The organism is Aeromonas sp. BIGb0445 (assembly GCF_024809075.1).
GTDB classification, from domain to species: Bacteria; Pseudomonadota; Gammaproteobacteria; order Enterobacterales; family Aeromonadaceae; genus Aeromonas; species Aeromonas rivuli.
In genome coordinates, this window is sequence record NZ_JANUES010000003.1 from 313,879 (window position 1) to 335,111 (window position 21,233).

At 58.6% G+C, this 21,233-nt stretch carries 16 protein-coding genes; 10 read left to right on the top strand and 6 right to left on the bottom strand.

The window, feature by feature from the left end; genetic code table 11:
- Window positions 1-147: 147 nt before the first annotated feature.
- Window positions 148-1,059 carry a recombination-associated protein RdgC gene (gene rdgC, locus M2367_RS08180; RefSeq protein WP_042040372.1) on the top strand — a complete coding sequence of 304 codons (912 nt, stop codon included), beginning with the start codon at window positions 148-150 and terminating at the stop codon, window positions 1,057-1,059.
- Window positions 1,060-1,165: 106 nt separating this feature from the next.
- On the opposite strand, the gene M2367_RS08185 is transcribed toward rdgC, so the two are convergent.
- Window positions 1,166-1,762 (bottom strand): GDSL-type esterase/lipase family protein, encoded by a 597-nt coding sequence (locus tag M2367_RS08185; protein WP_259236391.1) that lies wholly within the window; start codon window positions 1,760-1,762, stop codon window positions 1,166-1,168.
- Window positions 1,763-1,898: 136 nt separating this feature from the next.
- On the opposite strand from M2367_RS08185, the gene ggt reads away from it, so the two are divergent.
- Window positions 1,899-3,680 (top strand): gamma-glutamyltransferase, encoded by a 1,782-nt coding sequence (gene ggt / locus M2367_RS08190; RefSeq protein ID WP_259236392.1) that lies wholly within the window; start codon window positions 1,899-1,901, stop codon window positions 3,678-3,680.
- Window positions 3,681-3,785: 105 nt separating this feature from the next.
- On the opposite strand, the gene M2367_RS08195 is transcribed toward ggt, so the two are convergent.
- Together M2367_RS08195 and M2367_RS08200 are read right to left on the bottom strand one after the other, a co-directional pair.
- Window positions 3,786-3,974 (bottom strand): hypothetical protein, encoded by a 189-nt coding sequence (locus M2367_RS08195; protein ID WP_259236393.1) that lies wholly within the window; start codon window positions 3,972-3,974, stop codon window positions 3,786-3,788.
- A gap of 98 nt (window positions 3,975-4,072) precedes the next feature.
- A complete protein-coding gene (locus M2367_RS08200; protein WP_259236394.1) occupies window positions 4,073-5,374 on the bottom strand; it encodes a sigma-54 dependent transcriptional regulator in 1,302 nt (433 codons plus the stop codon).
- Between the two features lie 365 nt (window positions 5,375-5,739).
- On the opposite strand from M2367_RS08200, the gene M2367_RS08205 reads away from it, so the two are divergent.
- The 8 genes from M2367_RS08205 (at window position 5,740) to M2367_RS08240 (ending at window position 16,211) form a co-directional block, all read left to right on the top strand.
- Window positions 5,740-6,321 carry a hypothetical protein gene (locus M2367_RS08205; protein ID WP_224432450.1) on the top strand — a complete coding sequence of 194 codons (582 nt, stop codon included), beginning with the start codon at window positions 5,740-5,742 and terminating at the stop codon, window positions 6,319-6,321.
- A gap of 127 nt (window positions 6,322-6,448) precedes the next feature.
- Complete coding sequence (locus M2367_RS08210) at window positions 6,449-7,552, top strand: hypothetical protein (protein ID WP_224432449.1); 1,104 nt, start codon at window positions 6,449-6,451, stop codon at window positions 7,550-7,552.
- Window positions 7,553-7,605: 53 nt separating this feature from the next.
- Window positions 7,606-8,283: a C39 family peptidase gene (locus M2367_RS08215; RefSeq protein ID WP_042040366.1), complete on the top strand. Its 678-nt coding sequence runs from the start codon at window positions 7,606-7,608 to the stop codon at window positions 8,281-8,283.
- 7 nt (window positions 8,284-8,290) lie between these two features.
- Window positions 8,291-8,950 (top strand): hypothetical protein, encoded by a 660-nt coding sequence (locus M2367_RS08220; protein ID WP_259236395.1) that lies wholly within the window; start codon window positions 8,291-8,293, stop codon window positions 8,948-8,950.
- A gap of 80 nt (window positions 8,951-9,030) precedes the next feature.
- The gene (locus tag M2367_RS08225; RefSeq protein WP_224432447.1) at window positions 9,031-10,242 is read left to right on the top strand and encodes a transporter; all 1,212 of its coding nucleotides are present in this window, start codon (window positions 9,031-9,033) and stop codon (window positions 10,240-10,242) included.
- Between the two features lie 307 nt (window positions 10,243-10,549).
- Window positions 10,550-11,962: a pyruvate kinase PykF gene (gene pykF / locus M2367_RS08230; RefSeq protein WP_259236396.1), complete on the top strand. Its 1,413-nt coding sequence runs from the start codon at window positions 10,550-10,552 to the stop codon at window positions 11,960-11,962.
- Window positions 11,963-12,109: 147 nt separating this feature from the next.
- A complete protein-coding gene (mscK, locus tag M2367_RS08235) occupies window positions 12,110-15,409 on the top strand; it encodes a mechanosensitive channel MscK (RefSeq protein ID WP_259236397.1) in 3,300 nt (1,099 codons plus the stop codon).
- Window positions 15,410-15,599: 190 nt separating this feature from the next.
- Window positions 15,600-16,211 (top strand): LysE family translocator, encoded by a 612-nt coding sequence (locus tag M2367_RS08240; protein WP_259236398.1) that lies wholly within the window; start codon window positions 15,600-15,602, stop codon window positions 16,209-16,211.
- 94 nt (window positions 16,212-16,305) lie between these two features.
- Here M2367_RS08240 and M2367_RS08245 read toward each other — a convergent pair whose 3' ends face one another.
- The 3 genes from M2367_RS08245 to M2367_RS08255 all read right to left on the bottom strand — a co-directional run bounded on the left by M2367_RS08245 (window position 16,306) and on the right by M2367_RS08255 (window position 21,226).
- Window positions 16,306-18,483 (bottom strand): carbohydrate-binding protein, encoded by a 2,178-nt coding sequence (locus M2367_RS08245; RefSeq protein ID WP_259236399.1) that lies wholly within the window; start codon window positions 18,481-18,483, stop codon window positions 16,306-16,308.
- A 124-nt stretch (window positions 18,484-18,607) separates the two neighbouring features.
- Window positions 18,608-20,215 (bottom strand): glycoside hydrolase family 3 N-terminal domain-containing protein, encoded by a 1,608-nt coding sequence (locus M2367_RS08250; protein ID WP_259236400.1) that lies wholly within the window; start codon window positions 20,213-20,215, stop codon window positions 18,608-18,610.
- Window positions 20,216-20,245: 30 nt separating this feature from the next.
- Window positions 20,246-21,226, bottom strand: a complete 981-nt coding sequence (locus tag M2367_RS08255; protein WP_084218170.1) for an ABC transporter permease — start codon at window positions 21,224-21,226, stop codon at window positions 20,246-20,248.
- Window positions 21,227-21,233 lie beyond the last annotated feature (7 nt).

A 21,233-nucleotide genomic window follows, 5' to 3' on the forward strand; every position in this document is an offset into this window, starting at 1 on the left:
GTCTAGGAGACCTCGACTGCCCCTTGCTCGGCCAGCACCCTGGCCTGTGAGCGCCGTCCGATTTTTCTCACCGGAGTGATTGGTCGATCACAAAGCGCCGCTTTGCAGTACAATGCCCGCCGGACAATCTTTACGACCGAGGACGCCATGTGGTTTAAAAACCTGCAGATTTATCGCTTTACCCGCCCCTTCGAGCTGAGTGTCGACGAGCTGGAGACCCAGCTTGAGGCCTGCGCCTTTACCCCCTGTGGCAGCCAGGACATCTCCCGGTTCGGTTGGGTCAAGCCCCTCGGCAAGTTCGGCGCCACCCTGACCCACTCGGCCGCTGGCCACATCCTCCTTTGCGCCCGCAAAGAAGAGAAGATGCTGCCCGGCAACGTGGTCAAGGAGATGCTGGCCGAGAAGGTGGAAGCGATCGAATTCGAGCAGGGCCGCGCCCTGAAGAAGAAAGAGAAGGAGGCGCTGAAAGAGGAGATAATGCATACCCTGCTGCCGCGCGCCTTCAGCCGCACCAGCCAGACCTTCGCCTGGATAAACCCGGCCGACAACCTGATGGTGGTCGATGCAGGCTCCGCCAAGAAGGCTGACGATCTGCTGGCCCTGCTGCGCAAGAGCATCGGCACCCTGCCGGTGGTGCCGGTAGCCCTCAAGAATCCGCCCGAAATCACCATGACCGAGTGGCTCAGCGAGGGGAACCTGCCCGCCCCCTTCACCCTGGAAGATGAAGCAGAGCTGCGCAGCGCCATGGAACATGGTGGCATCATCCGCTGCAAGCAGCAGGATCTGATGACTGACGAGATCAAGAATCACCTCGCCAACGACAAGCTGGTGACCAAGCTGGCCCTGAACTGGGGGGAGACCCTGAGCTTCGTGCTAGGGGACGATCTCTCCATCAAGCGCCTCAAGTTCAGCGAGGAGCTGCGCGAGCAGAACGACGATGTGACCAGCGAGGATCCGGCCGCTCGTCTGGATGCCGACTTCGCCCTGGTGACCGCCGAGCTGGCCCAGTTCATCCCGGCGCTGTTCGCGGTGCTAGGTGGTGAAGAGCAGTCCATCTGAGCGCACTTGCCAGTATCTGTCGCAAACCCTCGACCAGATGATGAAAAACCGCCCTCGGGCGGTTTTTTTGTCCATGAAATCGGCAGCCCCTGGCAACCCAGTCCATTCAGAGGGCGCCGCGATCCTGCAACAAGCCATGGATCCGTTCGGCCAGCACCCTGTATCCCTCGCCATTGAGGTGCACCGTATCGGACTTGAGACCCGGACTGCGCAGCAGTTCACCTATGCTGCTGTCGTCCAGCACCAGCTGATAATGTTCCGCCAGCTCGCCATAGAGGGGAGCGCCGTCGCTCAACAACGACTTGCGCGGCACCGCCACCAGCAGCAGCTGGGCACCGCTGCCCTGCACCGCCTCTATCATGGCGGCGAGATTGGCCTTGAGCGCGGGTTCGCCACTGTTTCGCAAGATGTCATTACCCCCCTCCAGCAGGATCACCAGGCCCGGCCTGTGCTTGACCAACAGGGCCGGTAACCGCGCTCGGCCCGCTTGGCTCAGCTCCCCCGACACCCCGGCATTGACGACGGGGCGGCCACTGAGACTCGCCAGCACACTGGGGTAGCTCTGCGAGGGACTCGCACCCCGCCCCTCGGTCAGACTGTCCCCAAAGGCCAGTATGGTTTCCCCGGCCGCCAGGGGTCTGAACTGGGGCTCACCACAACCGGCCAACAGCAGGCAGAGCAGCCCTATCACGCCTCTTCTCATCCTCTCCTCCCTGACCACCGCCACCCTGGTTCATTGATAGATTTGTAACCACTTGAGTATAAAGACAAACTTTCCATAGAGCCTCGATTGTGCCACATTCTTTATCCCTGTAGGAAAAACAGACAAGGAGAGTGTCATGTTCCTCAAACCCCTCAGCCTGCTGGTCGCCCTCGGCCTGCTCGCCGGTTGCGCCTCTCAGGAAGCCTTCCATTATTCAGTGCCCCCCCAGACCCTGCTCGCCCCCGAGGCCGCCAGTGGCTGGACCGACAAGCAGGGCTGGCAAGGCAAATCCTTCATGGTCGCCGCCGCCAACTCGCTGGCGGTGGACGCCGGTTATCAGGTGATCAAGGCCGGTGGTTCGGCGGTGGATGCCGCCATCGCCGTACAGTTGGTGCTGACCCTGGTCGAGCCGCAATCCTCCGGCATAGGGGGTGGCTCCCTCATGCTGGTCTGGGACGGCCAACGAGTCAGCGCCGTGGATGGCCGGGAGACGGCGCCAGCGGCCGCCACCGACCAGCTGTTTATGAAGGATGGCAAGCCGATGGCCTTCTATGAGGGGGTCGTCGGCGGACGCTCGGTCGGGGTACCCGGCACGGTACGCGCGCTAGCCCTGGCCCATCAGCAGTATGGCAAGCTGCCCTGGGCCAGCCTGTTCGAGCCAGCCATCACCCTCGCAGAGCAAGGGTTTGCCATCAGTCCACGACTCGGCACCCTGCTGGCCAAGGAGCCCTATCTTGCCAGGGACAAGGAGGCCCACGCCTACTTCTATCAGGCCGATGGCACACCCAAGCCTGTGGGGACCCGGCTCACCAACCCGGCCCTGGCCAAGGTATTGCGCACCCTGGCCAGTGAGGGGCCCGACGCCTTCTATCGCGGTCCGCTCGCCGACGCCATGGTCGCCAAGGTGCATCAGCACCCGGATAACCCGGGGGTGCTGGCGGCAAGCGATCTCGCCAGCTACCAGGCCAAGCTCAGGGAGGGTCTCTGCTTCGATTATCGCCAGAGTGAAGTCTGTGGCTTCCCGACCCCCTCCTCCGGCACCCTGGCGCTGGGACAGATCTTCGGCATGCTGGAGAGCCGTGACATGGCAGCCCTCAAACCCGTGCAGGGCGCCGATGGCCAGCTGAGCGCCAGTCCGCAAGCCATTCACCTCTATAGCGAAGCGGCGCGCCTCGCCTTCGCCGATCGCAACCAGTATGTGGCAGACATGGATTTTGTCAGCGTGCCGGTGGCTGGCATGCTGGACAAGGGCTACCTGGCGCAGCGTGGAGCACTTATCAGCGACAAATCCATGGGCATGGCCAAACCCGGCACACCGCCCATGGCCATTGCCCGTGGCCTGGATGCGACCCCGGAGTTGCCCTCCACCAGCCACATCTCCATCGTCGATGAACAAGGCATGGCCGTCTCCATGACCAGTTCCATCGAAGATGGCTTTGGCTCAAGGTTGATGGTGAACGGTTATCTGCTCAACAACGAGCTGACTGATTTCTCCTTCACCTCGGTGGACGCCGCCGGACTGCCGGTCGCCAACCGGGTCGAGCCCGGCAAGCGGCCGCGATCCTCCATGTCACCCTTGCTGGTCTTTGATAAAAAGAGCAAACAACTGGAGATGAGCCTGGGTTCCCCGGGTGGCTCGGCCATCATCAACTATGTGGGCAAGACGCTGCTCGGCACTCAGGACTGGGGGCTCAACTTGCAGCAGGCCATCAACCTGCCCAACTTCGGCAGCCGCAATGGCCCCACCGAGCTGGAGCAGGGACGTACCCCTCAGTTTGTGGTCGATGCGCTGCGGGCCCGGGGTCATGAGGTGGTGCTGAACGAGCAAACCTCCGGATTGCAGGGGGTAGAGCGCAATGCCCAGGGTTGGTTTGGCGCCGCCGATCCGCGCCGGGAAGGGATAGCCAAGGGTGAGTGACGCAGGATAATGACCCCATCCATGCATCATGCGGGCTAGCAAGGTGCCCATACCAACGAGGCCACCCAAAGGGTGGCCTCGTTGTTTATCGGGAAGTCAAAGGCCTCAGGGGTTGCTGGCGGTCAATGCGGCCGGGGCGGTTGTCTGGGCCAGCAGCCAGTGCTGGCGCTCGATACGCTCCAGGGCAGCGGGCTGCACATCCCCTTGGCGGACGGGCGCCACGGACCAATTGGGCAGCGGCCACCAGGGCAGGGTCAACAACAAGACAAACAGGCTAGCAAGATACCAGGCCATGGGAGGCTCCTGTATGACGCTTATTCTGATTGGGGCGCCTGTTGCAGCACACCCCCAAGGTTACCTCATGATGATGCCTCTTCCCTGTGACGGCAGTGTTACAACAGGTCGTGCTTATCCAACAGGCGATAGAGGGTTGCCCGAGAGATGGCAAGCTGGCGGGCAACCTCCTCAAGGCGATCGGGAAAACGGGCGAGCGTTTGCTGCAAAACCTGGCGCTCGGCCGCCTCACGCACCGCCTTGAGTGATCCATCAAACAGCAAAGACTCAGAATTTGACAACTCCAGATCCTGCGCCTCTATCAAGGGGCCTGTACACATGACAGCGGCACGCTGCACCCTGTTGTGCAACTCACGCACGTTGCCGGGCCAGCCATAAGCCTGCATGGCTTGACGCGCCTGATGGGAAAATGTCAGCGACCTAGTTCCCTTCATTTCGGCCAATACCTCGTTGGCGAGCAGCTGCACATCATCTCTGCGGTCCCGCAACGCTGGGGTTCTCAGGCGCACGACATTCAGCCGATAGTAGAGGTCCTCACGAAAACGCCCCTGCGCAACCGCCTGCTCTACATCTATATTGGTCGCGGCTATCACCCTGACATCGACACTGCGCGAGGCGTGACTGCCGACCATCTCGATACACTGCTCCTGCAAGAAGCGCAGCAGAGTGACTTGATCCTCCAGGGGCAGCTCGCCAATCTCATCGAGAAACAGGGTGCCACCATCAGCCGCCTCTATCTTGCCTATCTTGTGGGCCTGAGCCCCTGTGAACGCGCCCTTCACATGACCGAACAGCTCGGACTGGATCAACTGGTGAGGCATGGCGCCACAGTTGACCGCTACAAAAGGCCCCTCCTCCCCGAAGGTACCGTAGTGCAACTCGCGCGCCACCAGCTCCTTGCCCGTACCACTTGGCCCTGTCACCAACACGGGTAACCGGCAGTGTTGCAGTCTGGCAATCTGTGCTTTGAGCTGAACAATCGGCTCACTTTTCCCCTGGATGATCCGCATCTTGGCCGGTAATGGTGGACGTTGGCACTCGATGAGCCGTGCCATTCCCAGGGCATGACCCAGGCTGTGGCACAAACGGGCGGCATCAAGAGGAAAAGTATGGAAATCATGGAAACAGGCAGCCAGCAGATTACGCAACTTCTCACAAGCCAATAGCTCCCTATCGACCAGCCCTATCCAGAGGCGATTGGGATGTTGGGTAATGAGCCCGCGCAGAGCTTCATTTTGTAGCGGATCAATAGCCACCAGCACCAAGGGAAAGTCACCATGACGCAACTTCTCTTCCGCTACGCTCAACGAGTGGGCCCGAGATAAACGCCACTCCCCCTGAGCAAGCAACGTCTCCAACACAGCACATGGATTGATAACCAGCAGTGCTTCTTCCGACATGTTGAAACCTCCTGTCGTCCGTGCCGACTGCGACGCTAGCCTGCGACCACCTTGTTATCGGCATGCAGGTAGAAATAAAAACTTGATATCAAACGACACCGTCTCAATGAACTAAGACGGGATAACTATAACCTATCCAGGATATAGATTAATGACACAACAATAATGAGACTCGAGATTTAATGATGAGAAAGAATAAATTCCAAAATAAACAAAAGCTTATTCATTATAAAAAAGACCATATCTCACTGGTGAGATTAAATGACACAGCCAACAATAAATTATCATCTTAAAAACAATAGCTTAAATAATGGCACAAGCATTGCTTTACCTCTTTCGCCCCTCTTGTAGCATGGAGAGAAAGAGTGAAAACATATATTGCATTGGCTGCTTATATTTTATTGCTATTCACAGCCCCAACCAGAGCTGAAAACCAGGTCAATTTAGGCCAGCAGGCTCTGAGTAATATCAGAGGAAGCATGGGGGTGAATATGGTGTCCGGCAACAATAACCAACAAGGGAATCTTGCCGCCATCGCAATCTCGGGTCCTGCCATCATCCAGTTTAGTCAGCAAACCCAGGCTATCTCTGCCCTCAATGGAAACCAGCGCGTTGCCATTTACGACTCCGCACTGAACCAAAGCAAGGGGCTCATTGGCATCAACCAAGGAGCAGGGGAAGCCAATCAACAGGTAAACGCTTTTGCACTATCCCTTGGGGATGACACTGGGGTAGGCACGGTGACCGATATCAATCTCAGTACCAGCGTCGCGACATTGCCCACAGGCAAGGTACCGGCGAATACGACAAGCAGTATTTATCTGGATGGCAACGCCCTCGCAGGAAGCAAGGGAGTCATTCAGGTTAATCAGGTCACGGGACAAGGGAATCAAGCGGTAAACATGGTTTCCCTGCCTTTGACCGGTGCAGTAACGGCATCGCCTTGATGCCGCAGGGACAGGAGGTTAAACCTGACACTTCACCGCCATGCCCGATGCTCAATCTATAGATCGGAACGCGGATACAGGAGTCACAGGTGAGGCCCCCATGGCAAGCTCAATGGAGAGACTCATTATGCGTGGACTTATATACAGCTCATTAGCCGCCGCGGTCGTCATGGCCATGTCGGGTACCGCATTCGCCAATGAAAGAGGCGGTGACAGGGACGAAACGGGCGCCACCCTGACCAAGAAGGTCAAGGTTGAAGTGGATGTTGAATATGAAGGACGGGTCAACGTCGGCGGATCCATCAATGTCAACAAGCTGGGTATGGCCGTGGTGGATAACCAGCAATCCAGCTCTATGATTGGCACCTCCAACTACAGAACCGAAAACAAGAGCCAGATCGATAACGCCTTCAAAGGGGCGGCAGGTAACGTCGGCGCCAACGTGGCCGCCGGTGACTCCAACGTGCAGGGCAACAGCGCCTCCCTTGCAGCCTACGATTCAGCTGACGCCGAGTTCGTCATGGGTCGTGGTTACCCGGGCCAAAGCGGTTCTGCCGGTGGATCATCTGATGCAGAGATCTTCTCCGATCAGAGTGCCGGTCATAACCTGACCACCAACATGGGTCATCAGAACAAATCTGGCATCGGCGATGGCGCCTTCAAAGACGCGGCAGGCAATATCGGGGTGAACGTGGTTTCCGGCTCGGGTAACGTCCAGGCCAATAACATGGCTGCCACTGTCTCCACTGGCAACATGGCCGTGGCCACAGTCGCCAATAGCCAGAACGTATCCCACAACGCCACCTCCAACACCAGCCTGAGTGCAACCAAAACAGTGGCCTACAACCCTGTTTACCTGAAGCTCAACGCTCATGGCAGCTATGAGGGCGATAGCAAGCAGTCCAATGATGTCTATCCGGAAGTATGGATAGACGGGGATCACAACCCCGGGGCACAAAAACAGCTTGGTCATATCGACTTCGATAACGATAACAAGAAAAACCCTGGCAAGTTCGAGTTCGAGGAAGAGGGTGATATCAAGCTGAGCGGTTCTGTGTCTGGCTACATTCCTGTGGTCAACACCTACACCAGTCGTGAGACCTTCAACCACGCCAACATCAATGGTGGGGCCTTCAATGGCGCCGTGGGCAACATTGGGGTGAACGTGGCATCTGGCACCAACAATCTGCAAGCGAACAACCTCTCGCTGGCCGCAGGTTTCGCCAAGTAATCAGTTTGCACAGGGGGCTTCAAGCCCCCTTTTTTACACGCGAGGAGGAGACGATGCGCTGGCTACTAATCTTGTGTCTCTGTCAGGGTGCCTGGGCGGCCAATCTGCCCATAGGGGAACATCTCCCGGCCCTTGGCGACTTCAACAAGCCGGTGCAGAGCATCATGGAACGGCGCTTCGCCAATATCGAGCGTCAACATACGGATTTCAGCTGCGGCGCCGCTGCCGTGGCAACCATATTGCGTTACTCCTACGGCCAGGTGACCAATGAACGCTGGGTCATGGATGGCATGATGGCCATGGCCGATCCGGCTTTGGTACAGCGTTATGGATTTTCCATGCTCGACATGAAGCAGTATCTGCAAATGCTCGGCATGCGGGTCAGGGGCTATCGACTTGGTGACGAGAAGCTGCGCCAGGTGAGAGTGCCGACCATAGTGTTACTCAATATTCGTGGCTATCAGCACTTCGCCGTACTGCGCGCCATTGATCGACAAGATCGCGTCTATCTGGCCGATCCCGCCCTGGGAAATCGCATTATCTCGTTTGATGAGTTCAAGAAGAGCTGGAACGGGATCCTGCTGGCGGTGATTGGATCCGGATATCGTCCGGACGCTCCCCTGGCCAATCCATCCCCCCCTCTGTCAGTGCGAGGGAAAGATGGCCTGTTTGCGCCCATCAACGAGACCTCCCTGCTGGAGTTTGGTTTTCAGCACAGGGAGCTAATGTGAGGCAGTTATGAGCAACCTACATTCCGTTTGGCTCGCCTGCTTGCTTGCAGGCATGACCGGCCCTGCGCTGGCAGCCTCGGATCCACTGGCCAACCTGTCGGAGCATTTCGCTCCCGAGCTTGGCGACAGTGAACTCGCCAATCTGCGCGGTCGTTACGCCGGGCCTCAGGGGATCCGTTATTTCGGCATCGAGTTTATCTCGACCCTGACCACGGCCCAGGCGCAGCAGACGGCAGCCATGAATCTGACCCTGAGCGTTATCAAGAATCACCCCAACCTCGACATCCGCATCAAAAATGATGCAAAAGCGGCTGTGTCCGCGCCTGCCGCCAGCAACATCAATGGCTCGGGTCTGGTTCAAGTGGTGCAGCTTCAAGGCAGTGGTAATAGCTCGGTCAACCAGACCGGCATCACCTTGACAGCGCCACCGGTGACGGGCCAGAGCGTAAACACTGGCAATTATGAAAGTCAGGGATCTCTTGGTACGGCTAGCTACCGGGTCTCGGGCAATTATGCGGGACTGCAACTAAACTCGGCCGATGGACACGTTCAACTGGAACAGAGTCTGCGAGGAGACAACTTCAGCCGGGGCTTATTGCAGCTTAATCGAGTCAGAGGAGATGGTTTACGGGCACTCAATCAGACCCGGATCTGGCTCTCCCGTTAAAGTAAGTAAACCCTTGCTGATTGATCCTGCTCCATTGGATGGCGCTGATACAAAGACAATAAACAACAAGGATGGATCCGATGAAACAGTCTGCCATGGTGTTGATTGCGCTGGCACCGCTCAGCTGCTGGGCGGCCAGTGCGGAAGAAGAGGCACTGCAACAGCAACTCGATCTGCTACGCCAACAACTTATCCAGCAAAATCAGGCGCTTCATCAGCTACAAGCGCGTCTGGAGGCCGTTAAAACCAGCAAGACAGCGGGCACAGCCGCCGCCACGGGGGCCGTGGCTGGTACGGCCGCCACCGCATCAGCCCCCCAAAATGAAGCGACTCGCCGTACCCCGGAGGCGGGGCGCAGCACGGAAGACTTGATGATCGAGCAGCATAATGTGTTCGATCGTGCCTGGGTGCTGGACTTCGGGCTCTCCTATCAACATTACAACCGCAAAGACCTGGCCCTGCGTGGTTTCCTTGCCCTTGATGCCATCTTCCTCGGCGAGATCAATCTCGATCGGGTACGTTCCGATCAATGGGTCGCCGATCTCGTCACTCGTTATACCCTCAACGATCGCTGGCAGCTGGAGCTGGCCGTACCCTACATGCTGCGCAGCACCAACTACCAGACCACGGGCAAGGAGAATTCCAGCCGCGATTTCGAAGAGCAGAGTGTCACGGACGGCGGCTTGGGCGATCTGAGCATGGCTGTCTACTATCGGGTGCTGGCGGAGGATGAAAATTGGCCGGATCTGGTCTGGAACATACGGGCCAAGGCACCGACCGGCCGAGATCCCTATGGCATAGGAGTGGATACATCGGAATCTGGCAACCTGATCACCCCCAAAGAGCTCGCCACCGGCAACGGCCTATGGCAACTATCTACCGGCTTCTCCGTGGTCAGAACCCTGGATCCTGCCATCTTGTTTGCCAACCTGAACTATGGCCATAGCCTCAAAGGCGACTTTGACGATGTCTCCTATCTGCCTGGCGATCAGCCCGGCAGCATACAGATTGGTGACTGGTACGAATATGGTCTGGGGGTTGCCTTTGCCCTTAACGAGCGTTTCAGCCTCTCATTCAACATCAACCAACGCATCACCCTGGAATCCGAGCAAGGCGCCGAAGGCTTCCCCATGGAGAAAGTCACAGGCTCGGATGCCAATGCCGCCAGCTTTGGCATGGGGGCGACCTGGGCCATGACAGACAAACTATCCATGGCCGTCAACTGGTCGGCAGGGCTGACTACTGATGCTCCTGATTACAACATAGGGATACGTTTCCCCTATCGTTTCTAGCACCAACATCGAGGTTATCGTCCCCACCCAGGCCGGGGAAAGTACGCTTTCTCCGGCCAGCGAAGAGGTCGGGCCAGCTAGTCATTTAACTACATACTCCCCATCAGCCAGATCCGTGACGCATCTGTCATGTATGGGCTAGCCCCCAAAAACGCCATTATTTTAGGCCCTAAAATCTCATGGCTACGAAAACGTTATCGCGCAAAATGAGGCATTTTTGGCTCAAAACGTTGTTTCTGGATCATAAAAAGTATCCAGAAACTGGTGTATATTACTCGGCGGAAACTCCTTAACCATGAAGACTGACATGAAAAAGACCAAAATCGTCTGCACCATAGGTCCCAAGACCGAATCCAAAGAAATGCTGGCCAAGATGCTGGATGCCGGCATGAACGTCATGCGCCTGAACTTCTCTCACGGTGACTACGCCGAACACGGCGGCCGCATCAACAACTTGCGCGAAGTCATGGCAGAAACCGGCCAGCAAGCCGCTATCCTGCTCGACACCAAGGGTCCGGAAATCCGTACCATGAAGCTGGAAGGTGGCAACGATGTCTCTCTGGTCGCCGGCCAGACCTTCACCTTCACCATCGATCAGACCGTAGTTGGCAATCAGGACAAGGTCGCCGTGACCTATGCCGGTTTTGCCAACGACCTGCGCGTCGGCAACCGTATCCTGGTTGACGATGGCTTGATCGGCATGGATGTTATCGAAATCACCGAGCGTGACGTCATCTGCAAGGTGCTCAACAACGGCGATCTGGGTGAGAACAAAGGTGTCAACCTGCCGGGTGTCTCCATCAAGCTGCCGGCCCTGGCCGAGAAAGACAAGCGCGACCTCATCTTCGGCTGTGAGCAAGGCGTTGATTTCGTTGCTGCATCTTTCATCCGCAAGCAAGAAGACGTGCTGGAAATCCGTGAGCACCTGAAAGCCCACGGTGGCGAGAACATCCAGATCATCTCCAAGATCGAAAACCAGGAAGGCCTGGACAACTTCGACGAGATCCTGGCTGTCTCCGACGGCATCATGGTCGCCCGTGGTGACATGGGTGTCGAAATTCCGGTTGAAGAAGTGATCTTCGCCCAGAAGATGATCATCACCAAGTGCAACAAGGCTCGCAAAGTCGTTATCACCGCGACCCAGATGCTCGACTCCATGATAAAGAACCCGCGTCCGACCCGCGCCGAAGCCGGTGACGTGGCGAACGCCATCCTGGACGGTACCGATGCCGTCATGCTGTCCGGTGAGTCTGCCAAGGGCAAGTACCCGCTGGAAGCCGTGACCATCATGGCCACCATCTGCGAACGTACCGACGCCGTGATGCCATCCAACCTGTCTGCTGCCAATGACAGCAACAAGCTGCGCATCACCGAAGCCGTCTGCAAAGGCGCTGTCGAGACCTCCCAGAAGCTGGATGCCCCGCTGATCGTGGTCGCGACCGAAGGCGGCAAGTCTGCCAAGGCCATTCGCAAGTACTTCCCGACAGCCTGGATCCTGGCCATCACCACCAACAAGAAAACCGCTGCCCAGCTGGTGCTGACCAAAGGCGTGGTGGCTCATGTGGTTGACAGCATCGCCTCTACTGACGATTTCTATCGCATCGGCAAAGACGCTGCGCTGCAAAGCGGCATGGGTCTGAAGGGTGATGTGGTCGTCATGGTCTCCGGTGCCCTGGTACCGAGCGGTACCACCAACACTGCCTCCGTTCACGTACTCTAATCCGTGCTGAACCGATGAAACGGCGCCTGCGGGCGCCGTTTTTTTTTTATCATCCCCTCTGCTTGATGACCGAGGCGAGTGCTAGAATCTCGCGCAATTTATCAGTGATCGGATCCATCCCTTCATATGGTCACCAACGGAACCCCTATGCTTTCACTCATGTTCAAACGAGTCGCCACTCTGTTGTGTCTGCTCTCCACCCTCGCCGTGGGCCAGGCCCTGGCTCAGGATCTTCCCCAGCAGGGAACGATCCAGCGCCAGCTCGAGACCCTCTCCAAGTCGGACAACCTGACCGTCAGCCAACAGGCTGACAAGACGTTTCTCAGTGAAACCCTCTCCCTGCTCGACAGCATCGACAAGGAGAATGCCAAGGCCAAGATACAGAGCCAACGTCTCAGGACGCTCCCCTCGGATCTCAAGGAGATCTCGGCAAAGATCGATGAACTAAACAAGAGCAAGAGCCCGGAGCAGATCGCACAAGAATATGCGACCATGAGCCTGGAGGCACTCGAGAGCCGCCAGCCAGAAGTGATGGCCAGCATGCAGGATGCCCAGGAATCCCTCGGCACCATTGCCAGCCAGATAACCAACCTTCAAACCCTGCCAGAACGTGCCCAGAGCACCATGAGCAAGGCGTATCAACGTAGCCAGGAGATCCGTTCCCGCCTCAATGCCGGGGATGCCGTGAGCAGTGCCGAACGGGGCAAGCTCAACGCGGAGCAAGCACTGCTCGACCTGCAACTCGCCTACCTGCAAAAGGAGCTGGATAACAGAACCAGCATGCAGGATCTCGCGGTCAAGCAACGGGATTATCAAAACGCTCGCCTGGCACTGGAAGAGCAGAAACTGCAGTCCTTGCAAAATGAAGTCAGTAGCAAGCGCCTCGGCAACACTGAAAAAACCGCAGAGCAGACTGGCGAGCTGGTCGCCAGTCTGAACAACCCGCTGATCCAGAAAGAGCAGGAGGCCAATCACCAGCTCAGCAAGCAGTTGATCTCCGCCACCAATAATCTCAACACCCTGATGCAGAAAAACCTGCAGGCCAAGAGCTGGCTCGAACGGGGCACTCAGACCGAGCGCAACCTCAATGAACAGGTTGAGATGCTCAAGGGTAACCTGCTGCTCTCCCGCATCCTGTATCAGCTCTATCAGCAACTGGAGGCGGCCCCCACCAGTGCGGTCAGCAACCTGGAGGAGCAGATAGCCGATCTGCACCTTGCCCAATTCGAACTGAGCCAGCAGCGGGATCTGCTGTTCCAGAAGAACCAGTTCCTCGACAAGCTGATCGAGACCAGTGGCCTGGCCGTCAGTGCCGAAGACAGGGAGAACCTCTCCCTCCTGCTCGACACCCGCATCTCGCTGCTCGACCAGCTCAACCGCCAGCTCGATGCGCAGTTGACCAACGCCATCAGCCTGCAGCTGACCCAGCAGCAGATCAAACGGATCTATAACTCCATCGAATTGACCCTGCAGCAACACATCTTCTGGGTGAGCAGCAACAAGCCAATCGACAGTAAATGGCTCCTCTCCTGGCCGAGCCAGGTGGCCAAGCAGATCAGCGACTGGACCCTGACCCCCAAGGCCTGGCTGGATGTGCTGGTTGCCGTCAGCCTGCTGGCCCTGCCGCTGCTGGTCATCGGCTGGTTGCTGCTGTGGAAACGTCAGGCCATCAAGACCCGCCTGCAGAACATCAACAAGGATCTTGGTCGTTTCCGTCAGGACAGCCAGTTGCACACTCCCAAGGCGCTGCTGATGATGACCCTGCTCTCCCTGCCGGGCGCCCTCTTCATCTGCGCCGCCGGGCTGCTGCTCGCTTACAATGGTCTGCTCAGCATCAACCTGACCATGCAGATCACCCTCAATCTGGCGTTGGGTTATCTGGTATTTAGCGTCTATCTCGGGGTCATGCGCCCGGGGGGCATCGCCGAGAGTCACTTCCGACTGCCCAGGGAAGAGCTGGCGAGCAAGCGCAAGCATTTTCGCTATCTCTGGTTCACCTTGATGCCACTCATCATGTTGTCGACCAAGGCCGTAATCGAGCCCTCGACCCTGGGCAATGACGCCCTGGGCCAGGCGCTGACCCTGATCCTGCTGGGCGCCACCGCCTGGATGCTCTATCCCCTGTTCAGGGCCAGGATCAAGAGCGGTGTCAGCATGTTGCAGTCGATGCTCTCCTTCCTGCTGCTGCTCACCCCCATAGTGCTGATAGGCTTGGTGCTGTTTGGTTACTACTACACGGCACTCAAGCTGACCGGCCGGCTCATCGAGTCGTTCTATCTCTTGCTGATATGGAGCCTGGTCTATCGTACCGCCCTGCGCGGTCTGGAACTGGCAGCCCGCCGTCTCGCCTGGCGCCGTGCCGTGGCCAAGCGTGAGCACAGGGCGCAAGAAGATGCGGAAGGGGGCGACGCCATCGAAGAGCAGCCCATGGCACTGGAAGAGGTGAGCCAGCAATCCCTGCGCCTGACCCGCATCGTGCTGCTTGGCATCTTCGGGGTCGCCTTCTACTGGCTCTGGTCCGATCTTATCGCGGTATTTACTTACCTCGATAGCGTGGTGCTCTGGCACAAGAGTGAGGGAACTGGCGCCAATGCCGTGCTATATCCCGTCAGCCTGAGCGATGTCCTCACCGGCCTCTTCTTGCTGGGGGTCGCATGGTCCCTGGCCCGCAACCTGCCCGGTCTGCTGGAGGTGCTGGTACTCTCCAAACTCAAGTTGGCCCAGGGCTCGGCCTACGCCATCACCACCATGCTCAACTACGTGCTGATTGGGGTGGGTACCCTCACCTCACTGGCCATGTTCGGCATGCAGTGGGAGAAGTTGCAGTGGCTGGCCGCGGGGCTCTCGGTCGGTATCGGCTTTGGTATGCAGCAGATAGTCTCCAACTTTATCTCCGGCATCATCATACTGTTCGAGCGCCCGGTGCGGATCGGCGATACGGTCACCATTGGCACCATATCCGGCACGGTCAACAAGATCCGGATCCGCTCAACCACCCTCACCGACTTTGACCGCAAAGAGGTGATCATCCCGAACCAGCAGCTGATGATAGAGCGGCTGATCAACTGGTCCCTGTCCGATACCGTCACCCGGGTCATCGCCCGGGTCGGGGTCGCCTATGGCTCGGATCTGGAGCTGACCCGTACCTTGCTGAAGCAGGCTGCCCAGGAGAACAGTCGGGTGCTCAAGGATCCCGAACCCCTGGTCTACTTCCTTACCTTCGGCGCCAGCACCCTGGATCATGAGCTGCGTTTCTTCGTGAGTGAACTCGGCGATCGCAACCCCGCCATCGATGAGCTCAACCGCACCATAGACCGCCTGTTCAAGGAGAATGGCATAGACATCTCCTTCAACCAGATGGATGTCTATATCAAGAACCTGCAAGGGGACGAGCAGAAGATTGCCTCTCACCCCGCCCTCCCCCGTGAAGATGGCAAAGCCGTCTGATCCTGACGGGTGGATCACTGACCAAGGGAGGCCCTGCTGCAGGGCCTCCCTTTTTTGTGGCCGTTCAGCGGGTCATGCCATGGCTTGCCCGCGCCTCAGCAATCAATGCCAGGACAGGCGCCACCATTGCATTTGCGAAATGGGCCCCCATCTAATGGATTCAAAAAAGGACTATACAAAGGATGCTGTCATGGATTACCTCTACGCCGTGGTGCTGTTTGCCATCTCATCCTCCATCACCCCCGGCCCCAACAACATCATGGTGATGACCTCGGGGCTCAATTTCGGTGTCAGGAGAAGCTTGCCACTGCTGGCCGGGATCTGCGTCGGTTTCGCCATCATGCTGTTGCTGGTTGGCCTGGGCTTTGGCCAGCTGTTTCGCCTGTGGCCTGACCTGCATCTGCTTATCAAGGTCACAGGCACCCTCTATCTGCTCTATCTCGCCTGGTTGATCGCCCGCTCGGCCGGGATGGCGACGGGCAAGGAGCAACAGCAACCGCTCTCCTTCATCAAGGGGGCCCTGTTCCAGTGGGTCAATGCCAAGGCCTGGGTGGTTGCCACCGGCGCCATTGCCGCATTCACCACTGTGGGTGCGAGCTTTTACAGCCAGAATCTCACCATAGCCCTCACCTTCTTCATCGTCTCCTTCCCCAGTGTCGGCATCTGGATGCTGTTTGGCTCCCTGCTAAACCGCTGGCTACAACATGACCAGGCCCGCCGGTGGTTCAACTACACCATGGCACTCCTGCTCGTCCTCTCGGTGGTGCCGGTGCTCGGCGAGCTGCTGACACAGCTCGGATAAGCCCCTGCGGCAACGGCATCAAAAAGAACAGGCCCCGAAGCGGGGCCTGTTTCATAGGGGTGATTGCCATCACCTGATGCTGGTTGATGCCGCCTTAGCTGCAGGGGCCAATCAGCTTCCAGGGATCCCCGGCCGTGGGCAGGTTACCGCTGCTCCACCACTTGGCCTCATAGATATTGCCGTTGTAGGTCACCTTGTTACCCGTGGTGTAGACGGAGCCGGTTGCCCAGTTCGCCGGGCAGGTGGTGCTGCTGCCAGGTTCGAAGCTTACCGACAGGCTATGAGCACCATTCAAGGCATTGAAGGTGTAGCTGCCGGCCACGGCCTGAGCCACCCCATCGACGCTCAGGGATTTCACCTTGTAACCGGTATTGGGCAGCAGGGTGACGGTAAAGTTGGTGCCGCCTTTTCCTTTCAGAATGCCGTTCGCCGGTGCAGGGGAGACAGTACCGCCCGCCCCTATGTTGACGCTGATGTCGAAGAAGACGGGGATGTCGATGGTGGCTTCGCTGTAATTACCGCTAAAGCCGGCGAAGTTGGCGGCCGTGATGGTGTTCACCGCCGTGTTCTTCAGCACTATCTTCTTGGCATCGCCCTTGGCATAGGGCTCCACCAGGGTGATGACCACATCACTCCCCTCCTGAGTCAGCTTGATGCCGGAGAAGGGCACCGGCTGATTGCTCGGAGTGGTGATGACCGTCTTGGCCGGATCGAAGCGATTGGCCACCAACGTCATGTTCCAGCCCCAGTTCAGCGAGCTGAGCGGCACTATGTAGCCGAGGCGATCGTAGCTGCCGGTGACATTGCTGAACATCTCGGGTCTGATGTCGTTGAGGGTCAGTCCCACCAGCTCGTAGGAGGAGTAGATGCCGCCATCTTCCGCCTGCGGGCCCATCACCACCGAGGTGGCCGTCTCATAGGCTTTCAGGTGTTTGAAGCCGATACCGGCACTGCCCGCTATCTTGTCGACCGCAGGATCGAAGCCCTGCACCACCTGCTTGCCCGAGTTCCAGGCCAGGGTATAGATGTCGGACTTGGTGATGACCGCGGCCGGATTGGCCTGCACAGAGGCCGCGCTGACCCCCTTGAGCACCACCCGCTGACCGGCGAATTGCAACTCGGCGCCATCGGCTACATCGCCAATGACCAGATCGGCCAAGGGTTCGGCCATGCTCCAGCCACGCAACACGATGAGATCGTCGCCGACCGTGAAGTCGTTGACCGTGGTCAAACCGTTCGCCTGCTCGTTGAGCAGGATCTGATCCTTGCCACCGCCGGTGATGACGGTGTCATTGCCCCAGCCCGCCGTCAGCACCTCATCATAGGGCGAGCCTTGGGTCGTGCTGTTGCCCGGTGTATCGAACAGGCTGTTGTAATCACCAAACTTGTAGACGTACTTGGTGATGCAGGTACCGAGTTCATCGCAGGTGATCTGGTTCTTGGTGAGCAGGGAGCCCACGCCCCAGGCGCCACGCAGATGCGCCGCGGCCAGGATGCCGGACATGGTGGCCTGCACCTGAATAGGCTGACCATTGTCATCTTTGTCGGGCCAGCTCTTGGCAAGGGCCTGGGCCCAGGTCATGTTGGCGTCCTTGAGCAGCTTGCTGATCACCTGATAGTTGAAGTGCATGGCATCGCGCATCACCAGCTCCTGCTTCTCGGGCAGGCGCAGGTCGGCCAGGGAGTTGATGCCATTCTTGCCGACGAAGGTGCCCTGCCAGCGGTTGACATCGGTCACATAGACCTTGTTGCCGCCCGAGCCCTCGATCTCGGCCAGGGCTTCGGTCTTGCAACCCGCCCAGGTGGAATCCGGCACGAACATGTAGAAGCTGTCGTACTCCTTGCCATCTACCGTCACCTGTTTCGGACTGTAGTAGCCGGCATCGATCAACACGGCCTCACCCAACTGATAACCGATAAAGCCCCACGCGTTCAAGGAGTTGTACTGCATGGTCCTGAACATGGCCGCATTCGTCGGGGTGGAGGAGTTATAAATATTGCCCACCCCCAGCTTGTTGAAGAAGCCGCTGATGGTGGTCGGCTCGGACAGCATACTGCCGGTGGAGCAGTCCCGCACCAGACGACCCGGCGCCGTCACCTGGGCATAGGTGTAGACGGGGTTGTCGAGGTTTTGCAGATAGAAATCGGCCAGTGCCGGATTGATACCTGATTCAAAGTTGCGCAGTGCATCCAGGAAATCCTGGGTACCGCCCTTCGCCGCCAAGGCGGGGGCAGCCAATACCAGCAACACGGTTGCCGACACTATTTTCATGGTGGTTTTCAAATCCCGAACCCTCGTATTAGTCCATTAATAACTGGGCAATCGCCCATGAGCTCCCAACCACAGACTCCTAGGAGAAATCCCCCGCCATTCTCATGGCGGGAAAAACAAAAACTTAACTGACCAGGCTCACCGCCCGGCTCTGCTGGGTCACCAGGGTGCCATTCAATACCTGCGCCGCGGCGCGAGCGCTCTCGGGGCGGGCCGAGTGGCTGCACAGGTAGTAGCGCACATCCGGATAACCGAGCAGGTCGTAGGGGCTGCGCAGCGCCACCACGATCAGTTTCTCGACGTCAAGGCTGAGTCGGCGCACCAGGGCCTGAGCCTCCTCTTGGGCGAAGTCTTCGCCAGGCAGGGGGTGATTTTCAGTCACCACCAGCAGCCAGCCATCTCCCACCGCCCCAAGCTGATCCAGGGTCAGGGGTCGCACCAGGCGAGTGCCGTTGTCCAGGGCTGCGAGGAAGTGATCAAACGCAGGTTCGCGCTGATTGGGGCCTATGCCACGGGGATTGGTGAGGTTGTGATAGCTGGCGGCCGGGGTGGCATTGAGCACATGGAGTGGCCCCTCACCAAGCTCTGGCACCTGACGCAGCCAGGTCAGCGCCTGGTTGGCGCAAGTGTTGGCCACCTTCTGGCTCGCGGCCATGTCGATGGTTTGATAGAGCGCCATGGGCACCAGTTTGGCGAGCTTGAAGGCGACGATACGCGCCAGAGCGGCATCGATCAGCGCCTCGTCCAAGTCCCCCGCCGCCACCGCGGCCATGATGCCGTGGATCATGGCGAACTGCTTGTCGAGGTAGGAGTCGCTGTGATCGTAATGCTCCTCGGAGAGCATGATCATGTTGATGCCTGCCTTGAGCGCCTGCACCGCCGCCGTGGCGGGGGAGTAGTGATGAACGATGGCGCCCATGTTCATGCTGTCGGAGATGATGATGCCCTCAAAGCCCATCTCGTCGCGCAGCAGATCCTGCAAGATGATCGATGACAAGGTGGCCGGGTGTTGAGCATCTATCTGCGGGTAGAGGATGTGGCTGGTCATGATCAGATCCACCCCCGCATCGATGGCCGCCTGGAAGGGCCGCAGATCCTGCTCGCGCAGCTCATTCAGGGACTTGTCGACCCTGGGGATCTCCCTGTGGGTGTCACCATGGGTATCCCCATGACCCGGGAAGTGTTTGCCGCTGCCGCAGATCCCGCCCTGATGAAGGCCGCGCACCGCCGCCGCCGAGTGCAGTGCCACCTTGGCCGGTCGGTCGCCGAAGGCGCGGCTGTCGATGATGGGGGAGCTGGGATTGAAGTTGACGTCACAACAGGGCCCAAGGATGCAGTTGAACCCGGCAAAGCGCATCTCCTCGGCCATGGTTTTATACATGAGTTCTGTGCCCTGCCCGGTCTCGGCCACGCCGAGGGCCAGGTTGCCGGGCCCGGTGGTGGACTCCCCCACCAGCACCCCCCATGCCCCCTCCTGATCCACCCCGAGCAACAGCGGCAGACGGCCTTGTTCGGCGCCTATGCTTGCCAGATCCCGGGTCAGCTGCTGCGCCTCGGCGAAGGTGTCGCTGTTGTCCTGGCTGAGGTAGCAGCCCCCCAGGTTGTACTCGGCTATCATGGTGCGCGCCTGCTCGGCGGACTTGCCGGGGAAGGCCAGAATGAACAGCTGACCCACCTTCTCCTTCAAGCTCCAACCGGAAATGATGCTCGCCACCTTGGGATCTATCTTCATGTTCTCGTCCTTAAGTCTCAAAGAGTTAACTTACTTCTTACGCAGCTGTTTGAGCTGGCCCATGGTGAAGGTGACGGCGACGATGACGATGATGCCGCGCAGGATCAGCTGCTGATCCACGTTCAGCCCCATCAGGATCAGGCCGTTGTTGACCATGCCCATGATGAGGGCGCCGATGACGGAGCCCACCACCATGCCCTTGCCACCAAACAGGTTGGTGCCACCTATGATGACGGCGGCGATCACCAGCATGAGATCGCTCTCCCCCAGGGTGTAACGGGCACTCTGCAGCCGTCCCGAGTAGAGGATGCCGGCCAGGGCGGCGAGAAAGCCGTTGAGCATCAGCACGTAGAGCTTGATGCGGTTGATGTTGATGCCCGAATACATGGCGGAGATCTTGTTGCCGCCCGTGGCCAGCACCTGTTTGCCAAAGCGGGTGTTGCGCAGCACGAAGGCCCCGATCACCGTCACCAGAATGGTCCAGATGAAGAGCACCGAGATGGGCCCTATGTCCCCCGAGCCGAAGATGAACACATAGAGGTCGTTGTCGATGGGGATCGACTGCAAGGAGGTGGACCAGCGGGCGATGCCGGTGATGATGCCGGTGGTCCCCAGGGTCACCAGGAAGGAGGGGATACCGACCTGGGTCACGAACAGGCCGTTGATGGCCCCTATCATGGTGCCCACCAGCAGCGCCGCCGAGACCGCCAGCAAGATGCTGTCCGTCTCTTGCAAGGTCAGGGCCGAGACGATGGCGCTGAGGGCGACCGTGGCACCGAAGGAGAGATCTATCTCGGCGGCGCTCAGCACGAAGGTCATGCCCACCGCCATGATGGCGATGGTGGCTGTCTGGCGCGCGATGTTCATCAGGTTGACGGAGCTCAAGAAGCCCTTGTCATGGAGCACCACCGAAAAGAACACGAAGATGCCGACGAACACCATGTAGATGATGTAGTCACGCCAGTTGATACGGCTGCCCTTGGGGGCCGCCGGCAGGGTTAAATCTTTCATCCTTGAC